Source organism: Actinocorallia longicatena (genome assembly GCF_039534125.1).
In the GTDB taxonomy this organism is placed as follows: domain Bacteria; phylum Actinomycetota; class Actinomycetes; order Streptosporangiales; family Streptosporangiaceae; genus Actinocorallia; species Actinocorallia longicatena.
Genome location: NZ_BAAAUV010000013.1, coordinates 91,565 through 111,095 on the forward strand (window position 1 = coordinate 91,565; position 19,531 = coordinate 111,095).

25 protein-coding genes are annotated in these 19,531 nt (G+C 71.4%); all 25 read left to right on the forward strand.

Annotated elements, in window-relative coordinates; genetic code table 11:
• Positions 1-101 precede the first annotated feature (101 nt).
• On the forward strand, positions 102-533 hold the full coding sequence (locus ABD785_RS24655; RefSeq protein WP_344832501.1) for a hypothetical protein: 432 nt from the start codon (positions 102-104) through the stop codon (positions 531-533).
• A 16-nt stretch (positions 534-549) separates the two neighbouring features.
• On the forward strand, positions 550-2,541 hold the full coding sequence (locus ABD785_RS24660; protein ID WP_344832502.1) for a hypothetical protein: 1,992 nt from the start codon (positions 550-552) through the stop codon (positions 2,539-2,541).
• A 9-nt stretch (positions 2,542-2,550) separates the two neighbouring features.
• Positions 2,551-2,892, forward strand: a complete 342-nt coding sequence (locus ABD785_RS24665; RefSeq protein ID WP_344832504.1) for a hypothetical protein — start codon at positions 2,551-2,553, stop codon at positions 2,890-2,892.
• Positions 2,893-3,062: 170 nt separating this feature from the next.
• Positions 3,063-3,407 carry a hypothetical protein gene (locus tag ABD785_RS24670; RefSeq protein WP_344832507.1) on the forward strand — a complete coding sequence of 115 codons (345 nt, stop codon included), beginning with the start codon at positions 3,063-3,065 and terminating at the stop codon, positions 3,405-3,407.
• Between the two features lie 3 nt (positions 3,408-3,410).
• Positions 3,411-3,866, forward strand: a complete 456-nt coding sequence (locus ABD785_RS24675; RefSeq protein WP_344832509.1) for a hypothetical protein — start codon at positions 3,411-3,413, stop codon at positions 3,864-3,866.
• A 438-nt stretch (positions 3,867-4,304) separates the two neighbouring features.
• Complete coding sequence (locus ABD785_RS24680; RefSeq protein ID WP_344832511.1) at positions 4,305-4,754, forward strand: phage terminase small subunit; 450 nt, start codon at positions 4,305-4,307, stop codon at positions 4,752-4,754.
• Positions 4,744-6,408, forward strand: a complete 1,665-nt coding sequence (locus ABD785_RS24685) for a hypothetical protein (protein WP_344832514.1) — start codon at positions 4,744-4,746, stop codon at positions 6,406-6,408. The genes ABD785_RS24680 and ABD785_RS24685 overlap by 11 nt, the downstream gene beginning before the upstream one ends.
• Before the next feature lie 15 nt (positions 6,409-6,423).
• On the forward strand, positions 6,424-7,779 hold the full coding sequence (locus tag ABD785_RS24690; protein ID WP_344832516.1) for a phage portal protein: 1,356 nt from the start codon (positions 6,424-6,426) through the stop codon (positions 7,777-7,779).
• A gap of 2 nt (positions 7,780-7,781) precedes the next feature.
• On the forward strand, positions 7,782-8,501 hold the full coding sequence (locus ABD785_RS24695) for a VG15 protein (protein ID WP_344832518.1): 720 nt from the start codon (positions 7,782-7,784) through the stop codon (positions 8,499-8,501).
• Between the two features lie 64 nt (positions 8,502-8,565).
• Positions 8,566-9,105, forward strand: coding sequence for a capsid assembly scaffolding protein Gp46 family protein (locus ABD785_RS24700; RefSeq protein ID WP_344832521.1), 540 nt, complete (start codon positions 8,566-8,568; stop codon positions 9,103-9,105).
• Between the two features lie 43 nt (positions 9,106-9,148).
• A complete protein-coding gene (locus ABD785_RS24705) occupies positions 9,149-10,027 on the forward strand; it encodes a phage capsid protein (RefSeq protein WP_344832523.1) in 879 nt (292 codons plus the stop codon).
• Positions 10,028-10,030: 3 nt separating this feature from the next.
• Positions 10,031-10,447, forward strand: coding sequence for a hypothetical protein (locus tag ABD785_RS24710; RefSeq protein ID WP_344832525.1), 417 nt, complete (start codon positions 10,031-10,033; stop codon positions 10,445-10,447).
• A 10-nt stretch (positions 10,448-10,457) separates the two neighbouring features.
• Entirely contained in the window at positions 10,458-10,799 is a 342-nt protein-coding gene (locus ABD785_RS24715; protein WP_344832527.1) for a hypothetical protein, read from the forward strand.
• On the forward strand, positions 10,796-11,122 hold the full coding sequence (locus ABD785_RS24720; RefSeq protein ID WP_344832529.1) for a phage head closure protein: 327 nt from the start codon (positions 10,796-10,798) through the stop codon (positions 11,120-11,122). The genes ABD785_RS24715 and ABD785_RS24720 overlap by 4 nt, the downstream gene beginning before the upstream one ends.
• A 2-nt stretch (positions 11,123-11,124) precedes the next feature.
• Entirely contained in the window at positions 11,125-11,463 is a 339-nt protein-coding gene (locus ABD785_RS24725) for a hypothetical protein (RefSeq protein WP_344832530.1), read from the forward strand.
• 3 nt (positions 11,464-11,466) lie between these two features.
• Entirely contained in the window at positions 11,467-11,700 is a 234-nt protein-coding gene (locus tag ABD785_RS24730; RefSeq protein ID WP_344832532.1) for a hypothetical protein, read from the forward strand.
• A 13-nt stretch (positions 11,701-11,713) separates the two neighbouring features.
• Positions 11,714-11,878, forward strand: coding sequence for a hypothetical protein (locus ABD785_RS24735; protein WP_344832533.1), 165 nt, complete (start codon positions 11,714-11,716; stop codon positions 11,876-11,878).
• Position 11,879: 1 nt separating this feature from the next.
• Positions 11,880-12,029: a hypothetical protein gene (locus ABD785_RS24740; RefSeq protein WP_344832534.1), complete on the forward strand. Its 150-nt coding sequence runs from the start codon at positions 11,880-11,882 to the stop codon at positions 12,027-12,029.
• A 1-nt stretch (position 12,030) separates the two neighbouring features.
• Positions 12,031-12,393, forward strand: coding sequence for an HK97-gp10 family putative phage morphogenesis protein (locus ABD785_RS24745; protein ID WP_344832535.1), 363 nt, complete (start codon positions 12,031-12,033; stop codon positions 12,391-12,393).
• The gene (locus ABD785_RS24750; protein WP_344832536.1) at positions 12,390-12,806 is read left to right on the forward strand and encodes a DUF3168 domain-containing protein; all 417 of its coding nucleotides are present in this window, start codon (positions 12,390-12,392) and stop codon (positions 12,804-12,806) included. The genes ABD785_RS24745 and ABD785_RS24750 overlap by 4 nt, the downstream gene beginning before the upstream one ends.
• Entirely contained in the window at positions 12,803-13,225 is a 423-nt protein-coding gene (locus tag ABD785_RS24755; RefSeq protein ID WP_344832538.1) for a phage tail tube protein, read from the forward strand. Before ABD785_RS24750 ends, ABD785_RS24755 begins: the two co-directional genes overlap by 4 nt.
• A gap of 1 nt (position 13,226) precedes the next feature.
• A complete protein-coding gene (locus ABD785_RS24760) occupies positions 13,227-13,628 on the forward strand; it encodes a hypothetical protein (protein WP_344832539.1) in 402 nt (133 codons plus the stop codon).
• Between the two features lie 17 nt (positions 13,629-13,645).
• Positions 13,646-13,942, forward strand: coding sequence for a phage tail assembly protein T (locus ABD785_RS24765; protein ID WP_344832541.1), 297 nt, complete (start codon positions 13,646-13,648; stop codon positions 13,940-13,942).
• Positions 13,926-16,349 (forward strand): phage tail tape measure protein, encoded by a 2,424-nt coding sequence (locus ABD785_RS24770; protein ID WP_344832542.1) that lies wholly within the window; start codon positions 13,926-13,928, stop codon positions 16,347-16,349. Before ABD785_RS24765 ends, ABD785_RS24770 begins: the two co-directional genes overlap by 17 nt.
• On the forward strand, positions 16,346-19,525 hold the full coding sequence (locus ABD785_RS24775) for a hypothetical protein (RefSeq protein ID WP_344832544.1): 3,180 nt from the start codon (positions 16,346-16,348) through the stop codon (positions 19,523-19,525). Before ABD785_RS24770 ends, ABD785_RS24775 begins: the two co-directional genes overlap by 4 nt.
• The last annotated feature ends 6 nt before the right edge of the window (positions 19,526-19,531 follow it).

Here is a 19,531-nt window from a genome sequence, read left to right on the forward strand (position 1 = left end):
GCCTGTGGAAAACTAAGCCCCCTAACCAGACGTATGCCCGAAAGGGCACAGCCCGGAGCGCCTCGCGCCCGGGCTTTTTTCATGCCCGAAGGAGGATCCCCGTGCCCCTGCGTATCAGCACCGCCGTGCGCAACGCGATGGTCGCCGCGGCCGTCGCCCTGATCGACGGCGGCTCTGGCCCCGGCGTCATCCGCATCTACAGCGGCGCCCAGCCCGCCACCCCCGCCACCGCGCCGTCCGGCACGCTCCTGGCGGAATTCACCCTCAGCGACCCGGCCTTCGGCTCGCCGTCCGCGGGCGTCGTCACCCTCGACGTCACCCCGGCCCTCACCGACACCGGCATCACCGACGGCACCGCCGGATGGGTCCGCTTCCTGGACTCCACCGAGGCCGCCGGCACCGGGCTCGGCTGCATGGACGGCACCGTCACGGCCACGGGCGGCGGCGGCCTCGTCGAACTCAACTCGACCACGATCTCCACCGGCGTGGCGGTCGAGATCACCGGCGGGACTTTCACCCAGCCCGCTTCCTAAAGCGAGGGGGTGACCCGTGACGACGCTGACCAACAGCTTCGAGGGCGGGACCGACGGCGTCGCGATCTCCACCGGCAACTCCGGCGGCGCGAGCGGGAACGCTTGGAACAGCGTCACCATCGACCCGACCTGCGCGTGCGAGTACGACAACGCCGGGCCGCTGCTCGGCTCGATGGCGATGCTCACCTCCTCGGGAGGCACAGCCGGCCAGTCCTACGTCGCATGGACGACCGGCCTGACCGGCAACACCGTCTACTCCCGGACGTACCACCGGTTCCCCAGCGGCAACCCGGTCGGCAGCGCGGTCAACTTCCTGCGGATCCTGACCAGCAGCAACGGGATCATGGGGACCGTCCGCGTCAACACGAACGGGACGATCAGCGCCCTGTACAACACGGGGACGTTCCTGACCTCGACCAGCGCCACCATCACCGCAGGCCGGTACTTCCGGTGCGAGGTCCTGATCACCGGCGGCGCGACCGGCGAGATGACCGTCCGGCTCTACATGGACGCCGATCCCCACTCGACCACTCCCACCGACACCCTGTCCGCGACGAACGTGAACGTCGGCACGGGCAGCCCCGCGAGGCTGCGCGTCGGCGTCACCACGCCCGTCGCGAACGTCGCTGGCTTCTGGACCGACGCGGTCGCCTTCAGCGACTCCGGCTGGATCGGCCCCGCGGCGACCCCCAGCAACACGGGCACCCTCGCCGGGACCTTCCAGCCACTCAGCGGCGACTTCGACGGCACCGTCAAGGTCAACGGCGCCCTCACGGGCACCTTCCCCGCCCTCACCGGAACGTTCGCCGGGAGCCGCGCCGTAGCCGGGACCTTCGCCGGGACGCTCCCCAAGCTGACCGGGACGGCCTCCGGGCTCGTCGTCGTCTCCGGCGACGTCGACGGCATCCTGCCCACCCTCACCGGCTCCGTCGTCGGCGAGGTCGAGGTCCGCGGCGCACTGGCCGGCGTGCTCCCCGCCCTGACCGGCGCCGCCGCCGGGGCCCTCACCATCTCCGGCGACGTCGACGGCACGCTGCCCGCGCTGACCGGCCAGGTCACCGGCCAGCAGGCCCGCACCGGCACCTTCGCCGGTACCCTCCCCGCCCTGACCGGCGCTGCGGCCGGACGCGTCACCGTCTCCGGCGACCTCGACGGCACCCTCCCGGCCCTCACCGGCGCGGCCAGCGGGACCGTCACCGTCGAAGGCGACGTCGACGGCACGCTGCCCGCGCTCACCGGCTCGGCGACCGGCACCGTCCGCGTCTCCGGCGACGTCGACGGCCTGCTGCCCGCCCTCACCGGCCAGTTCACCGGCCAGGGCGAAGGCCACACCGGAACGATCAACGGCACCCTCCCCGCGCTCACCGGGACCGCCAGCGGGACCGTCACGGTCGAAGGCGACGTCGACGGGATCCTTCCCGCGCTGACCGGCTCGGCGTCCGCGACCGTCCGCGTCCAGGGCGCGCTCGCCGGCGCGCTCCCCGCTCTGGAAGGCCGGTTCTCCGGCGGTGCCCCGGGCTCGGTCGTCGGGACGATCACCGGCGTCCTCCCCGCCCTCACCGGCACCCTTCAAGCCACCCTGCGGAACAGCGGCACCTTCGCCGGTGCCCTCCCCGCCCTGACCGGCATTGCGGCCGGACGCGTCACCGTCACCGGCGCTGCAGCCGGAACCCTCCCGGCCCTGACCGGCTCCATCCCCGGGAAGGTCACCAGCCGCGGCACCGTCGCAGGACTGCTGCCCGCGCTGACCGGCGACCTCGAGGCCCGCATCACCGTCCGGGCGCTCCTCGCGGGCGTCCTCCCTGCGCTCACCGGCGCGTTCGAAGGGGAGGTCGCGAGATCCGGACGGGTCAACGGCACCCTGCCAGCCCTCGCCGGATCCTTCACCGCGACCTCGGACTACGCGCCCGACCCGCCGACCCTGACCGGCACCCTCACCATCACCGGCCGGGCCCGCGGCACAGCCGTCCAGGCGACCGGCCGAGCCACCGCCACCATCACCACCTGAGGAGGAGCCGTGCCCGAACTGGTCAACTTGAGGCTCTTCCAGGCGAACGACGAGACGCTGCACGTCACCGTCAAGACCGACGAGCAGCCGTCAACACCATGGGACCTCTCCGAGGTCGACAACATCACCATGGTCATCAAACCGACCGCGGCCAGCCCCGACGGCGACGGCATCACCCTCATCATCGGCAACGGCATCACCGTCACCGACGCCGAGGCCGGCGAGCTCGAGATCGACATCACCCGCCTCATGCTCGCCAGCACCGACACCCGCTGGTACCGGCTCGACCTCACCCAGGCCAGCCGCCTCCGCACCATCCTGTACGGCCGCCTCACCGTGACCGACACCTGATCGTCCCGACCCCGCAGCCCTACCCCCGAGGGGCAGCGCGCGCCTGCAGGGTCGGGGCCACAACGTCCGGCCTGGCCCGCGGGGTCATGGGGATGGGCCGAGGCCAGGCCGGACCAGACCAGCACCGCGACCATCCCCGCGCGGCGAACCCATCCCACCGAGAGGCACCCATGTCCGAGACCGCACAGATCGTCCGCACCTGGACCGCCGCCGACGTCCACGCGGCCCCCGAGCTACACGGCGCGCTCAGCACGCTCATGGCCGTCCACGGCATCGACACCGCCGAAGTCATGGCCGTCAGCCTCTGCCTCGACGGCCTCGACATGAAGCTCCGCGTCCACAGGGCTGACCTGCTCAACGGTCGCAAGCAGCCCGACCCCGCCCGCCCGGGTGAGGTGCTCATGCAGCCCGACACGGACCTGCCCGCCGGGTCGATCCTCGACATCGTCACCGAGGCCCGCCTGCCCGACGACTCCATGATGGCCCAGCTCCTCGAGCAGATGGACGAGGACTGAGCCATGGCCATGGCCAAGCCCACCCTCCCCATCCGCCTCGCCCTCGGCCCCGGCGAGCCCGTCGAGGTCGGCACCCTCACCCTCGACCCGCACGGCGACGGCGAGCTCACCCTCACCGAGACCAGCCTCGCCGCGGCCCTGCGCGCGGCCGCCAACGCCCTCGCCCCAGCGCAGCAGCGCACGCTCCTCGTCCAGCCCGGCGACGTCCTCGTGATCAGCAACCTCGCGGGTGGGAGCAGCATGACCGACCAGGAGCTGCACAGCATCCGCGAGAAGATACGTGAGCGCACCGGCGCCGCGCACGTCGTGATCTTCGAGGACGACGTCCAGCTCACCACGCTCAGACGAGACGAGCTGGACACCAAGGTCATGCCGACGGATGGCGAGACCTTCGAGGAGTACCAGGCGCGCACCGGCACCCCCTCCCCTCCTCCCACCCCCCACGCCCCGGACGCCTGACCCATGGCCGAGGCATGGCGCACCACCCCGCTTCCCCCCAACTGGCCAGCGATCCGGCGCGCCGTCCTCGCTCGCGATCAGCACGCGTGCCAGATCCGCGGGCCGCGCTGCACCGGCAAGGCGACCGACGTCGACCACATGGGCGCGGCCGATGACCATCGGCCCGAGGTCCTGCAGTCCGCGTGCGGGACCTGCCACGCCAGCAAGACCGGACGAGAGGCACAGGCCGCCCGCGCCCCGCAGGAGACCCGCGCCCGGCCGAGGCCTCAGGGACATCCGGGCCTGCTCGCTGCCCCCTCACCCTCCGTGACCCCGAGGGGTGGGGAGGGACCCCCCTAGGGGGCGCTCAGAACGGCAGGGGTTAGCGCCTCGCTCCGTGTACGGGTCTGGGGATCCTGGGCCGCCACGGACCGTCACAGAGGGAAGGGGGTGCCGCGCATGGCCGGAGCAGGGCCGCCCCCGGCAGAGGCCGGGGGCAAGCGCCGCCGAAACGCCGACGTCTTCGAGGACCAGGCCGTCGAGGTCCCGCGCAACTCCGCGGTGGCCAAGCCGCCGCCGTTGCCCTACGCCCGCAAGTACCTGCAGGCGACCCGGGCCTGGTACGCCACGTGGGCGGCCGCGCCGCAGGCCGCCGCCTGGGTCGACACCGACTGGCAGCGGCTGCACATGCTGGCCCCGCTGGTCGACGCCTACTGGCGGCACCCGACCAAGGAGCTCATGGCGGAGATCCGGATCAACGAGAGCTTGCTCGGCGCGACGCACGTCGACCGGCTCCGCGGCCGCATCAAGTTCACCGCCGGGCAGGGCCCCGCCCCCGGCGGCGCCGCGCCGAGGAAGGTGGACGACCTGACGGCGCAGCGCCGGCGGCGGATGACGGATGCCTCGTGAGCTCGTCTACGCGCCGGACCACTCGCGGGACCTGTCCCTCGGACTGCTGGCCTGGGCCTGGGTGGAGCACTTCTGTGTCCACGGGCCCGGCGACGTCCAGGGCATGGCCGTCGAGCTGGACGGGGAGTTCGGCGGGTTCCTCGTTGACGCCTACGCGCTGCGTCCGGAAGGCCGGAAGATCTACGACACCGCGGTCATCAGCCGCGGCAAGGGCCGAGCGAAGTCCGAGCTGGCCGCGTTCTTCGCACTCTTCGAGGCCTTCGGGCCGTGCAGGTTCGCCGGGTGGGCCGAGGGCGGCGAGGTCTACCAGTGGCGGGACTTCGTCTACCAGTACGAGCCCGGCGAGGCCATGGGCCGGCCGATCCTCTACCCGTTCATCCGGTGCCTGGCGACCGAAGAGACGCAGGTCGGCAACACCTACGACAACATCTTCTACAACCTCACCGAGGGCCCGCTCGGCGAGGACCTGCCGTCCGGCGCGGCTGGCCTCACCCGGACGTTCCTGCCCGGCGGCGGGGAGATCCGCCCGTCGACCGCGAGCAGCTCGGCGAAGGACGGCGGCAAGGAGACCTTCACCGTCGCGGACGAGACGCACCTGTACACCACGCCCGAGCTGCACCGGATGTACAAGACCGTCGACCGGAACTGCCGCAAGCGTCGCGACGCGCAGCCGTGGATGTTCCAGACCACGACGATGTACCAGCCGGGCGACGACAGCGTCGCGGAGAAGACCCACGACCGCGCCAAGCTGATCGCCCAGGGCCTGACCCGCGAGTCCCGCCTGTTCTTCGACCACCGCGAGGCCCCGGCGAAGGTTGACCTGACCAGCCGCGAGGAGCTCACCGCGGCGCTGCGCGAGGTGTATGGGCCCTTCGCGGACGCCCTCGATCTCGACGGCATCATCGAGAACGAGTTCTGGAACGTCCAGAAGGACCCCGAGGAGTCCCGCCGGTACTTCTTCAACCAGCCGACGGCCGCCCGGGACGCCTGGGTGACGGCGCCGCAGTGGAAGGCCTGCGCCGACGACTCCCTGAAGCTCGCCGACGGCGACATGATCACCATGTTCTTCGACGGCAGCACGAGCGACGACGCGACCGGCCTCGTCGGGTGCCGGATGGGCGACGGCGCGCTGTTCGTCATCGGCTGCTGGGAGCGGCCGCCGGGCAAGGCCGGCGAGGGCTGGCGCGTCGACCGGGCCGACGTCGACCGCGTCGTCCGCGAGGCCTTCGCCAGGTACGACGTCCTCGCATTCTTCGCCGACGTGAAGGACTTCGAGAACCACGTCGACACGTGGGCCAACGAGCTCGGCAAGGGCCTGCTCGTCGAGGCCACCGGCGGCCGCGCCCGCCATGCCGTCGCCTGGGACATGCGCGGCAGGAACGCGGAGTTCACCGAGGCGACCGGGCGGAGCCTCATCGACATCCGCGAGCGCGACCTCACCCACAACGGCGACGCCCGCCTGCAGCGGCACGTCCTCAACGCGCGACGCCGGCCGAACAAGTACGGCGTGGCCATTGCGAAGGAGGGGCGTGAGTCCCCGAAGAAGATCGACCTGGCGGTATGCGCGATCGGCGCGCGGATGGCCCGCCGCCTCGTGCTCGCCCATCCGAAGTGGGCCAAGCGGAAGAAGAGAACCGGACGTGCGGCGTTCTGAGAGGGGGAGGACCAGGTGCTGAATGCTGAGGGCGTGGCCGCGGCGGCGAAGATGCTGCTGGAGTTCCGGCAGGCCGAGCGCGGACGTCTCAACCGCATCCGCTCATACCTGAAGTCCGACCCGAGCCGACGGCCGGAATGGGTGCCCGCAGGCGCGCCGGTCGAGGTGCAGCGCATCGCCGCGATCTCGCGCGTGAACATGATGAAGTTCGTCGTCAACAGCAGGGTCCAGGCGATGTACGTCGACGGCTACCGGACACCGCGCAGCGCACAGGACGTCCCGGTCTGGGACACCTGGCAGCGCAACAAATGGGACCTGCGGCAGATCGGCGTCCACCGCGCCGCGCTCGGCTACGGCGTGTCCTATGCGACCGTCCTGCCCGGCCGCCCGGTACCCGTGATGCGCGGCGTCAGCCCGCGGGCGATGACCGCGGTGTACAGCGACGACAACGACGACTGGCCCGTGCTCGCCCTCGAGCAGCGCCGCACCAGCTGGCGCCTCTACGACGAGACGCACATCTACCCCCTGCAGGGCACCGACGAGCTGCTCGTGCCGGCTGGCGCGCCGATGGAGCACAAAGCGGTCATGGACGGTGAGCCGGTCTGTCCGGTCGTCCGGTACCGCGACACCGACGACCTGGACGACCCGATCGTCGGAGTGGTCGAGCCGCTCCTGGACCTGCAGGACCAGATCAACGTGACCAGCTTCGGGCTGCTCGTCGCCCAGCACTACGGCGCATTCCGCCAGCGGTACATCCTCGGCTGGCTCGCCGAGACCGAGCAGGAGAAGCTCAAGGCCGGCGCGTCGAAGATGTGGACGTTCGAGGACCCAGAGGTCAAGGTCGGCGAGTTCGGGCAGACCGACCTCAAGGGCTACATCGAATCGCGCGAGGCGACGCTCCGCCACATCGCGACGGTCTCTCAGACGCCGGCGCACGAGCTCCTCGGCCAGCTCGTCAACCTGAGCGCGGAGGCGCTCGCGGCGGCCGAGGCCGGGCACCGGCGGGCCGTCGTGGAGAACCAAACGGCGGTCGGCGAGGCCCACGAGCAGACCCTGACGCTCGCGGGCACCTACCAGGGCCTGGAACCCGAGCCGTCCGCCTCGGTGCGGTGGCGCGACACCGAGGCCCGCTCGCTCGGCATGGTCGCCGACGCGCTCGGGAAGATGGCGACGATGCTCGGGATCCCCGTGAAAGCCCTGTGGGAGCGGATCCCGGGCGTCACCGACGACGACCTCGAGCGGTGGACCACCCTCGCCGTCGAGGGCGACGCGCTCACCCAGCTCACCGCGACCCTGGACCGGCAGGCCGCGGCCGCCCAGCCCGCACCGGCACCGGCCCCGGCGCCTGAGCCGGTCCCGGCGGGTGCCTGACCGTGGCCGGTACCGCCGTCCTCACCCAGCAGCACCGCACCCAGCAGCTGGCCGTCCGCGCGGCGATGCTCCGCGACCTCGCGCTGCTGTGGCCGACGTGGGAGACCGGCAACATCAGCGAGTTCGGCCAGTTCATCAGCCTCGCCGAGACCCTGCTGGGCGCCCGCCAGCAGGAGTCGGCCGGGCTGGCCGCCACCTACTACCGCGCGTTCCGGCGGGCCGCGGGCGTGACGGGTGCGGCCGAGCCGAAGCTCGCCGAGCGCCTCCTGTCGGTGGACGTCTCGGCCGCGCTCCGGGCGACCGGACTGGCCGGGACGCTCCGGGCCCTGCGCGCCGGCCAGCCGCCGCAGGCCGCGGCGCGCACCGGGTTCTCGCTGCTCGCCGGGTCCGCTATCCGGCTCACCCTGTCCGGCGGCCGGGCCACCATCGAGGCCAGCGTCCAGGCCGACCCGAAGGCGCGCGGCTGGGCGCGCGTCACCTCCGGCTCGCCCTGCGACTTCTGCGCGATGCTCGCCTCCCGCGGCGCCGTCTTCAAGTCCGAGCGGACCGCCGGGTTCGAGGCGCACGACAACTGCGCCTGCACCGCTCAGCCGATCTTCGCCGGGACGCCGCTACCGCCCGGGAACGAGCGGTACGCGCGCCTGTGGGAGGAGAGCACTGCGGGCCTGTCCGGTGCCGACGCCCGCAGCGCCTTCCGCAAAGCCCTGTCCGAGGGCTCATAGACCAGCGCCACGGCCGCGCTTCGTACGGCCGGAGATCCACCCACTCGAATCGAGGAGATCCACCATGTCCGAAGAGGGCAAGCCCACCCCGTCCACCGGGGGAGACGACAAGACGTTCACGCAGGCCGACGTCGACCGCATCGTGGCCGACCGGCTCAAGCGCGAGCGGGCGACCGTCGCTGAGAAGTACAGCGACTACGAGGAGCTGAAGGCCAAGGCGAAGACCGCGGACGCCAGCAAGTCGGAGCTCGAGAAGCTCAACGAGCGTATGGAGGCCGCGGAGAAGCGCGCCGACGACGCCGACCGCAAGGCGCTCCGCATGGAGGTCGCCCAGTCCAAGGGTCTGAGCCCGGCGCAGGCCAAGCGCCTCAGCGGGGCGACCCGCGAGGAGCTGGAGACCGACGCCGACGAGCTGCTGGAGACCTTCGGGACGGCCGCCAAGAAGGACGAGCCGAAGGACGAGAAGAAGGACGGCAAGGCCAAGCCCGAGGAGGGCAGCCCGTTCGGGCGGCCCCGCGAGCGGCTGGTCCCCGGAGCGGCGCCGGACGCCGAGAAAGAGCCGTCCGCCAAGGACATCGCCGATCAGGTCCTTGGATCCATCTGACCGCCACGGCGCAGGCCGTGGCCACGCAACCTGAGGAGAGAACATGGCGCTGGTCACTGCCAAGCGCATTTCCGCGATCTCGGTGGAACTGCTGTCGCGCGCCCTCGTGCTGCCGATGACCGTCGCCCGCGTGCCGGGCGAGGAGTTCACCGGCGACGCGGGCGACACCATCACCGTGCGGGTCCGCAACATCCGCACCGCCCGCAAGCAGGCGACGCCCGGCGCGGGGATCACCTACGACGCGCTGAACGAGACGCCGGTCGACGTCACCCTCGAGCACTGGTACGACGCCGCCCGCATCACCGACGAGCAGCAGTCCCTGCAGCTCGTCGACTTCGCGACGCAGGTGACCGCTCCGCAGGTCGCGTCCGTCGCGGTCGCGGCCGAGAACATCCTCGCCGCGAAGATGAACGGCCTCGCCGCGGAGGGCTCGTTCGCCACGACCGCCACGGAGGCCGACACCCGGGCGAAGCTGCTGCTGGCCCGCCAGGCCCTGTCGGCGGCGAACGTGCCGCCCGGCGATCGTTTCCTGGCGGCCGCGCCGGACATCGTCAACCGGATCCTGAGCGTCCCCGACTTCACCCGGGCCGACGCGATGGGCGACGGCCGGTCCAGTGCGCTCCGCGACGCCATCGTCGGCAAGGTGCTCGGGTTCACCGTGGTCGAGGCGAACGGCCTGACCGCGGGCACCGCCCTGGGCTACCACCGCAGCGGGTTCGTGTTCGCGAACAAGGCGCCGGTCGCCCCCCGCGGCCTGCCCTCCGAGCAGTCCGCCACGACCATCGCGCAGGGCATCGCGATGCGGCAGGTGTTCCAGTACCAGCCGGACATCCTGTCCGACACCTCGGTCATGTCGTCGTTCGCCGGCGCGGCCACGGTCGACGGCAACCGGGTCTTCAAGCTCGACACCACCGCCCCCTGACCGATGGCCGCGCTCATCACGGTCGCGGACCTGCTAGCACGGCCGGGGTTCGGCAACGTCGACGAGAGCCAGGCCGAGGCGGTCATCGACGACGCCTCAGCCCTTGTCGCCGACGTCGCCGCCCCGGTCGTGCTGACCGCGCAGACGCTGCCCAAGTCGATCGTGCCGGTCCTGGTCTCGATGGTAGGGCGCGGCCTGCACAACCCGCGCGGCCTGCAGAGCGAGCAGCTCGGCGACTACGGCTGGCAGGGCGGCGGCACCGCGGCCGGCCTGTACCTCACCCGCGAGGAGACCCGGATCGTCCGGCGCGCGGTCGGCAAGCTCGGCGTCGGCACGGTCACCCTCGAGGGCGACCTGCCGCTCCCGCCCGGCGTCCCCGGTCCTCTCGGCTACGAAGACCGATTCCTCGAATCCCTGTGAAGGGGGAAACATGATCACCTACCGGAACACCCTGACCGGCCGGACCGTCGACCGGCCCGGCCCGGACGACGTGATGGACAAGTCGGACCGCTGGGAGCGCGTCGGCGCCGACGGCGACGTCGACCAGCGCGAGATCGTCCGGCACGACCAGCAGGCTCGCGAGACGGTCATCCCGCCGCGTTATGACCCGTCCCAGCACACGGTCGCCGAGGTCAACGAGCACCTCGCCACCCTCGACCCCGAGGAGCGCGCCCGGGTGCTGGCCGCCGAGCGCGACGGCAAGGCCCGCCGCGGCATCCTCGCGGCCGCCGACCCGACCGACAACCCGACCGTCGACCCGGACGCCGAGTGATCGACCACCTGCTGAACGGGACCCGTCAGGTGTGGAGGCCGACCACCACGCCTGACGGGAAGGGCGGCCAGACCGTCACCCACCAGCACGTCGGCGACGTCCCCGTGAAGGTCGACCAGCCGTCCGCCGCCGAGAAGATGACGGCCGACCAGTGGGGAGCCGAGCACACCCACTCGGTCTACCTGCAGGCGGACGCCGACGTCGACCGCAACGACCAGCTCCGCGGCGACGGCCAGGTCCTCGAGGTCCTGGCGATCGTCGACCCGTCCCGGAACACCTACTCCAAGGCGATCTGCACGCTCGTCCAACACGAAGGAGTCTGACCATGGCCTCTCTCGGCCTCACCAAGGTCCCCATCGACGGCGGCCTGGCCGACCTGGCCGCCGCCGCGGCCCCCGCGACCGTGAGCGGCGACACCGCGCCCTGCGGGCCCGGCCGGGTCCTCTACGTCAACAACGGCGGAGGCTCACCGCTCACGGTGACCGCCGTCAGCCCCGGCAGGGTGAAGGGCCTCGACATCGAGAACCCGGCCCTGGTCCTGGCCGCAGGCAAGGCCGGGCTCCTCCCGCTGCCGCAGCTGCTCGCCGGCGTCGACGGCCGGGCCGCGATCACCTACAGCGGAGTGACGTCCGTGACCGTCCTGGCCCTCGAGCTGGGCAGCTGAGACGTGTCCGAACCGGACCGGCCCGCAGGAGTGCCGGACGCCGAGACGATCACCAGCCAGGAGGAGCTCGAGCAGGCGGTCGGCGAGAAGCTGCGCGGCCCCGTCGCCTACTGCCGCCCGTCCGTCGTCACCGGGATCACGCCGGACGGGTGGAAGCACCTCCGCGCGGGCGACGTGATGATCGAGACCTACGAGTCCGACGACGGGCGGCGCTTCTTTCTGGCCAGGCCCGCGTGATCGAGCCGACCTGGTGAGGGTCGCGGTGAGCATCCTCGGCACCGAGGTCCTGGCCTTCGAGGTCTCCCTCGGCGGCACCCAGGCCGAGCCCGCTGAGGTCGAGTACGGGGTGCCGTTCGGGTTCTCCGGATCCGGCGGCGGCCACATCGAGCGCTCCGACCAGGACGAGGAGGACTGAGATGGATGAGCCCACGGGCCCGCAGCAGTGCAGGGCGAACGCCGAGGACGCGATCGGCAGGGACGACCTGCCGACGGCCGGGGTCTGGGCGCTCCTGGCGGTCGCCGGGGAGCTGCACGAGATCCGGGCACTGCTCCGGAAGGGGCGCTGAGATGGCGCGCAGGCGAGGGATCGAGGGCATGGCGCAGCTGCGCCGCCAGCTGGACGAGCTCGGCGAGGAGATCCGCGGCGCGGCCCTCGAGGCCGTGGAAGAGGCCGCCGAGGCAGTCCGGGACGACACCCGGGCGAACGTGCGGGTCGACACCGGGGCCGGCCGGGACGGCGTCGTCGTGCAGATGGACGCCGCGACGATCTCCGCCGAGGTCGGCTGGGTCGACCCGGACCTGTACTACATGGCCTTCCAGGAGCACGGCACGTCCTCGATCCCGGCGAACCCGGCCCTCACCGCGGCCGCCGAACAGGAGCGCCGCCGCCTCCCCGGCCGCATCGAGCGGGCGATCGGCGGCGGCCGATGATCGCCGAGGACGCCCTCGACCCGGTACAGCAGGCCGTCTACGACGTGCTCGCCGCTGACGCGGTCCTGGAGGGCCTGGGCTGCACCATCTGGGACGAGGTCCCCGAGGGGACGCCGCGCCCCTACATCGTGCTCGGAGAGTCGATGGAGACCCCCGACCGGGACCTGGCCACGCACGGCAGGCAGACGGTCGAGACGCTCCACATCTGGTCGAAGAAGCGCGGCATGACCGAGACCAAATTGATCATGGCGCGCGTCCAGGCGCTCCTCGACCACCAGCCCCTCACGATCGCCGGTCACCGGCACATCGTCACGCGCTGGGAGTTCGGCCAGACCCTGCGGGACCCCGAGCCCGGCATCCGCCACGGCGTCACGAGGTTCCGCATCATCACAGAACAGGAGATCAGCCCATGAGCGGCTTGAACGCCTTCGGGACCCTGCTCAAGCGGGGGAACGGAGCCCCGAGCGAGGTCTTCACGGCCATCGCCAACGTCACCAGCATCAACCCCCCGGGCATGAGCCGGGAGACGCTCGACATGACCGCCCACGACAGCGAAGACGGCTGGATGGAGTTCCTGGGCGGCCTCAAGGACGGCGGCGAGGTGAGCACGGACATCAACTACATGCCGGCCGTCCACGACACCCTGATCGCCGACTTCGACGACGACGAGCCGCGCAACTACCAGATCGTCTTTCCCGACCCGGACCAGACCACCTGGACGGTAGCGGTGATCCTGACCGGCTTCGAGCCGGAGGCCCCCTACGACGACAAGCTGTCCGCCTCGCTGACCTGGAAGGTCAGCGGCAAGCCCGACCTCACGACGGAGTCCTGACGTGCTGCTCAGCAAAGACGCCATCCTCGCCGCCGACGACCGGCCGTACCAGGACGTCGAGGTCCCCGAGTGGGGCGGGACGGTCCGCGTGATCGGCCTGTCCGGCACCGACCGCGACGCCTTCGAGGCCGCGTTCGTCGACGCCCGGGCCAAGGGCGGCCCCAGCGCGGGCGCCCGCCTGCAGAACTTCAGGGCCAAGCTCTTGGTGAAGTGCATCATCGGCGAGGACGGGGAGCGCATCTTCGCCGACGCTGACGCCAAGAACCTCGGCGCGAAGTCCGGCAAGGTCGTCGACCGGCTCTTCGACATCGCCCGCAGCCTGTCCGGCATGGACGATGACGCGGTCGAAGAGGGAAAAGGCGGCTCCGAGAGCGACCCGACCGACAGCTCTACTTCCGGCTAGCGGGCCACCTCGGCGGAATGACCGTCGCCGAGCTCCTCGCCCGGATCAGCTCGGCCGAGATCACCGAGTGGGCCGCGTACGAGGAGATCGCCGGGCCTCTCGGACCGGCCCGCGGTGACATCCAGACGGCGCTCGTCGCCTCCACGATCGCCAACGCCAACCGCGGCAAGGGCCCCAAAGCCAAGATCAAGGACTTCCTCCTCACCTGGGACCGAAGGCCGCAGACCTGGCAGGAACAGCTCGCGATCGTCAAGCAGCTCCACGCGCGGATGACCCGCAAGAAGGGAGGCGACGACGATGGCGAGACTCGCTGACCTGCTGGTGCGCATCGGCGTCGACGCCGAGCAGGTCGACCAGGACCTCGGCAAGGTCGACGGGTTCTTCGAGAAGCACGGCGCGAAGTTCGAGGCGGCCGGGGCCGCCCTGGGCGCGACCGCCGGCGCCGCCATCGCTACCGGTCTGACCGCCGGGATGGAGAAGGAGGTGGCGGTCGACAAGCTCGCCGCCAACCTCGGCGCGACCGGCGCGGAGGCCTCGAAGCTCGGGAAGATCGCCGGGAACCTATACGCGCAGGGCCTCGGCGAGGGGATGGGGGACGTCACCGAGGCCGTCGACGCCGTGATGTCCTCGATCAAGGGCATGCGCAACGCCGGAGCCCCAGCGATCGAGGATCTGACCGCGAAGATGCTCAACCTCGCCAAGGGGACGGGCGTCGACGTGGCCGAAGCCGCATTGTCCGCCGGGACGATGATCCAGTCGGGGCTGGCCAAGGACGGTGTGCAGGCGGTCGACATGCTGACCGCCTCGATGAAGGGGATGGCACCCGTCCTCCGCGAGGAGCTTCTCGGCCACATGGACGAGTACTCGCGCCACCTGGCCCGCTTCGGGATCACCGGCGACCGCGCGGTCTCCTTCATCCGCAAGGCGGCCGAAAAGGGGAAGTTCTCCTTCGACAAATGGATGGACGCAATCGGTGAAGTCGAGAAGAGAATTCTCGGCGCCGATACCAACACCGCCGACGCCTTCAAGGCTCTGGGCCTGAACTTCGACCAGATCCGCAACAAGGTGGGCAAGGGCGGCGCGGCCGGGCAGGAGGCGATCTCCCAGCTCGCAGCCGCCTTGTCCAAGGTCAAGAACCCGGCCGAACGGTCCGGTCTCGCGTTCAAGATCTTCGGAACGCAGGCCGAGGACATCGCCAAAATGGGCCTACCCGCCTTCCTGAGCGAGCTTCAGAAGACCGACGGCCAGCTCGATAAGTCGGCAGGGGCGGCCGAGAACTACGGCAAGACCCTGAACGACAACGCCGCGACGGGCATCGAGTCATGGCGGCGGAAGACCGAGCAGGCTCTCGCCTCGATGGTGAACGCCGAGGGCGTGATGGGCGACACCGCGCAGGCCGTCGCCGGGATCAGCCAGGTCGTCTCGCCGATCGGCGCGGACCTGGGCGGCATGGCGCTGGCCGCGGTCGTCGGCGCGAAGGCCGTCGGCGGCATGGCCAAGGGCGTCGCGAAGGGCGCCGTCGCCATCGCCTCCGGCGCGAAGACCTCGGTCCTGTGGCTCGGCCGGCAGGGCAAGGCCGCCGCGCTGGCGTCCGCGCGCGGCGTCCGGGCGGGCGCGGTGATGGTGGCCAGCGCCGCCAAGTCGGCGGCGGCGACCACTGTCTCGGCCGCGCGCGTGGTCGCCGGGTGGGTCCTCATGGGGATCCAGTCGCTGCTCGCCGCGGCGAAGGTCGCGGCGGCGTGGCTGATCTCGATGGGCCCGATCGCCATCGTGATCGCCGCGGTCGTCGGCCTGGTCGTCTTGATCGTTAAGAACTGGGACAAGATCAAGGCCATCGTCGCGACCGGTTGGAACTGGGTGCGGCAGAAGACGTCCGAGCTCTGGACCTGGGCGGTCAACTTCATCAAGCAGCACTGGCTGCTCATCCTCGCCGTGGTCACTGGACCGATCGGCCTGCTCGTCGGCCTGATCGTCAAGAACTGGGAGAAGATCAAGTCGTTCACGTCGTCCGCTCTGTCCGCCGTCGTCCGATTTTTCGTCAACGGGTTCGTCCGCGCGAACGCGGCCGTCGCTCGCGGCGTCCAGACCGTGGTCGGCTGGGTGAAGGGCCTTCCCGGCCGGATCCTGCGCGCCATCGGCAACCTCAACATGCTCCTCGCCAGCGCCGGCCGGAACGTGATCCAGGGCCTGATCGACGGCATGGGCGCCATGCTCGGCAAGGTCCGCGACAAGATCGCCAGCATCACGCAGACGATCCGCGACCACCTGCCGTTCTCCCCGGCGAAGATGGGGCCGCTGTCCGGGCCCGGCAGCCCAGACCTGGCCGGCCGGAAGATCTCCCGGATGATCGCCGCCGGGATGAAGGCCGAGAGCGGCCGCGTCACCAAGGCCGCCAGCTCCGTCGCCGGAGCCTCGAAGAAGGGCTTCGCCAAGGCCTCGGGATCGCCCATCGGAAACCTCGTCCCCGGCATCGGCAAGAAGAAGGGGTTCGGTGACGGGCTGATCAGCGCCACCATGGACAAGCCGATCACCACGCCGCGCGGCGCCGGCCGGGTCGAGGCGCAGCGGTTCGTCCTCGAGCTGCGCACCTCCGGCACCAAGCTGGACGAGCTGCTGCTGCAGATCCTGCGGCACGCCATCAAGGTCCGCGGCGGCAACCCGCAGATCGTCCTCGGCGGCAAGAAGCAGAGCCGGTCGGTCTTCGCGCGGGCGGTCGGATGAGCCCCATCGACCCGCGCACCGAGATCAACCTCGGCACCGGCTGGCAGCCCCTCGCCGGGCGCGTCCAGGAGGCCGCCGAGGTCGTCATCACCCGCGGCTACAGCGACGAGCAGGCCAGCGTGGAGGCCTCGCACGCCGACCTCGGCCTCCTGAACCGGGACGGGCTCCTGTCGCCGAGGAACCCGCGCAGCCCCTACTTCGGCCGGTTCGGTCGGAACACGCCGATCAGGGTGTCCGTCCCCTACGGCGAGTCCTACCTGGCCCTGCCGGGCACGTCGGGCTCCTGCATCAAGACGCCCGACGCCGCCGTCCTGGACATCACCGGCGACATCGACATCCGCGTCGAGGTGACCCTGGAGTCCTGGCGGCTCCAGCAGGGCCTGGCGGCCAAGTGGAACACGGGCGGCAACAACCGGTCGTGGGCGCTGCAGGTCGATGACGACGGCTACCTGCTGATGCACTCCTCGCCCGACGGGACCATCGGCGCGCGCCTTCTGCAGGCCTCGACCATCCCCGTCCCGATCACCCGCGGCCGGCTCGCCGTCCGGGCGACGATCGACGTGACCAACGGGACGAGCTCGGTGACCACCTTCTATACCGCGGCGTCCCTGGCGGGGCCGTGGACGCAGCTCGGCGTCGCCTGGTACGCGGCGCCGACCAGCATCATGTCGGGCAACGCCGACGTCGAGGTCGGCTCGGCGATCCTGGTCGGCGGCACGCCGGCGATCGGCTACCTGCACGCCTTCGAACTGCGGAGCGGGATCGGCGGGACGGTCGTCGCCAACCCGGCGCTCGCCGCCAAGACCCCGGGCGTCACCAGCTGGGCCGACACCGCGCCGTCCCCGCGGACCTGGACCGTCCAGGGCGCCGCCGTCGTGGACGATCGCGATTACCGGTTCACCGGCGAGATCGCCGCCCTGCCGCCGACGTCGGGGAAGTCCGGCGTCGACGTGACCGTGCCCGTCCAGGCCGCCGGGATCCTGCGGCGCCTGGGCGCGGGCGCGAGCAGCCTGTTCAGCACGCTCCGGCGCGGGATCATGGCGTCCAGCTCGACCAACCCGCCCGTCGCCTACTGGCCGTGCGAGGACCAGTCCGGCAGCACCCAGATCGCCTCGCCGATCCCCGGCGTGAAGCCCATGCTCGTCACGATCGAGCCGCCCGACTTCGAGGCCTTCGACGGGTTCCTCTGCTCGGACGGCCTGCCGACCTTCACGAACTCGGCGTGGTTCGGGACCGTCCCCAGCTACGCGACGACCACCAAGCACCAGGTCCGGTTCCTGCTCTTCCTCGAGGGCGGCGTCAACGGTCAGCGGATCTTCACCGTCTACACCACCGGCAGCATCCGGGCCCTGCGCCTCTTCTACGGGACGGGCGGCACCCTCGAGCTGCGCGTCTTCGACGAGACCGACACCCAGATCTCGACCTCCGGCGTCCAGGGCTTCGCCATCGACGGCAAGCTCTGCCGCCTGTCGATCGAGCTCACCCAGGTCGGCGCGAACGTGAGCTACTCGATCGTCCGGCTCGAGGCCGGCGCGGCCTCGGGGAACTTCGCAACGACCGTCGTCAACAACCAGACCATCGGCCGGGTGTCCCGCGTCGGCACGAACCCGGGCGGCGGCCTCACCGCCGACACCGCGGCGATCGGCCACATCAGCGTCCACCGGGACATCACCTCGATCTTCGACCTCGCCTCTCAGCTCAACGCCTTCATCGGCGAGACCGCGGGCGCCCGGATCGCCCGCCTGTGCGCCGAGGAGGGCGTCCCCTACCTCGCCCTCGGCCTGGCGGCCAACACCGTCGCCATGGGCCCCCAGAGCCCCGCGACGCTCGTCGAACTCCTGTCGGAGTGCGCCGCGGCCGACATGGGCCTGCTGTCCGAGCGGCGCGACCGGCTCGGCCTGGCCTACCGGCCGCGGACGACCCTCTACAACCAGCAGCCCGCCCTCACCCTCACCTACGGCCAGCGAGGCCTCGAGGCGTTCACCCCCGTCGACGACGACGACGGCACCCGCAACTCAATCGAGGTCACCCGCTCCGGCGGCTCCTCGGCGACGGCCGTCCTCGAGGAAGGGCCGCTGTCGATCCAGGCGCCCCCCGCGGGCGTCGGCCGCTACGAGGACTCGGTCACGGTGAACGTCGCCTACGACCACCTCCTGGACGACCAGGCCTGGTGGCGCCTGCACCTCGGGACCGTCGACGAGGCCCGCTACCCCCAGCTCGGCATCAACATCCGCGCCGTGTCCAGGACGCCGGGCCTGCGGCGGGCCGCCCTCGGCATGGACATCGGCGACCGGCTCGCGGTCACGAACCTGCCCGACTGGCTCCCGCCCGACGTCGTCAGCCAGATCGTCCTCGGCTACACCGAGACCCTCACCAGCCAGATCCACGACCTCGTCCCGAACTGCACCCCCGAGAGCCCGTACCGGGTCGCGATCCTCGACGACGACGTCCTGGGCCGCTGCGACGGCGAGGGCACGCCGCTGGTCGCCGACGTCGACGCCGACGACACGACCCTCCTCGTCGACACGACCAACGTGCCGGCCTGGACGACCAGCATCGACGAGTTCCCGTTCGACGTCCGCGTCGGAGGCCTCGGCAACGAGATCATGTCCGTGACCGAGGTGTCCGGGCCCGACGGGAACATGATCACCGGCGTCGGCGACTGGACGCCCACCGGCGGCACGATCGCCCAGGACCTCGCCTACGCCTGGTCGGGCTCCTACGCTGCCCTCCTCACCACGACCGGCAGCCCTACCCAGACCTACGCCCGGCCGCTCGCAGCGGACCGCGCCTACGTCACCGTCGGGAACCCGTACACCGTGGAGCTGTGGGCCCGGTCTTCGGCCGGGACGGTCACCGTCAACGCCGCGATCGACTGGTTCCGCGCGGACGGCACGTACATCACGACCTCGTCGGCCGGGCAGGCCCTGACGGCCGGTGTGTGGACTCGCCTGCGGGTGAGCGGCAACGCGCCAGCGAACGCGGCCCGCGCCAGCTTCGGCCCGACCGTCGCCGGGAACCCGCCGAACGGGACGGCTGTCAGGGTCGCCGCGATCAAGTTCGGACCGATCGAGAAGCAGCAGCTGACCGTCGTTCGCGGCGTCAACGGCATCGCGCTCCCGCACGCCGCCGGGTCCGACGTCCGTCTCGCCGACTCGATGGTCCTGTCCCTGTGAGGAGGA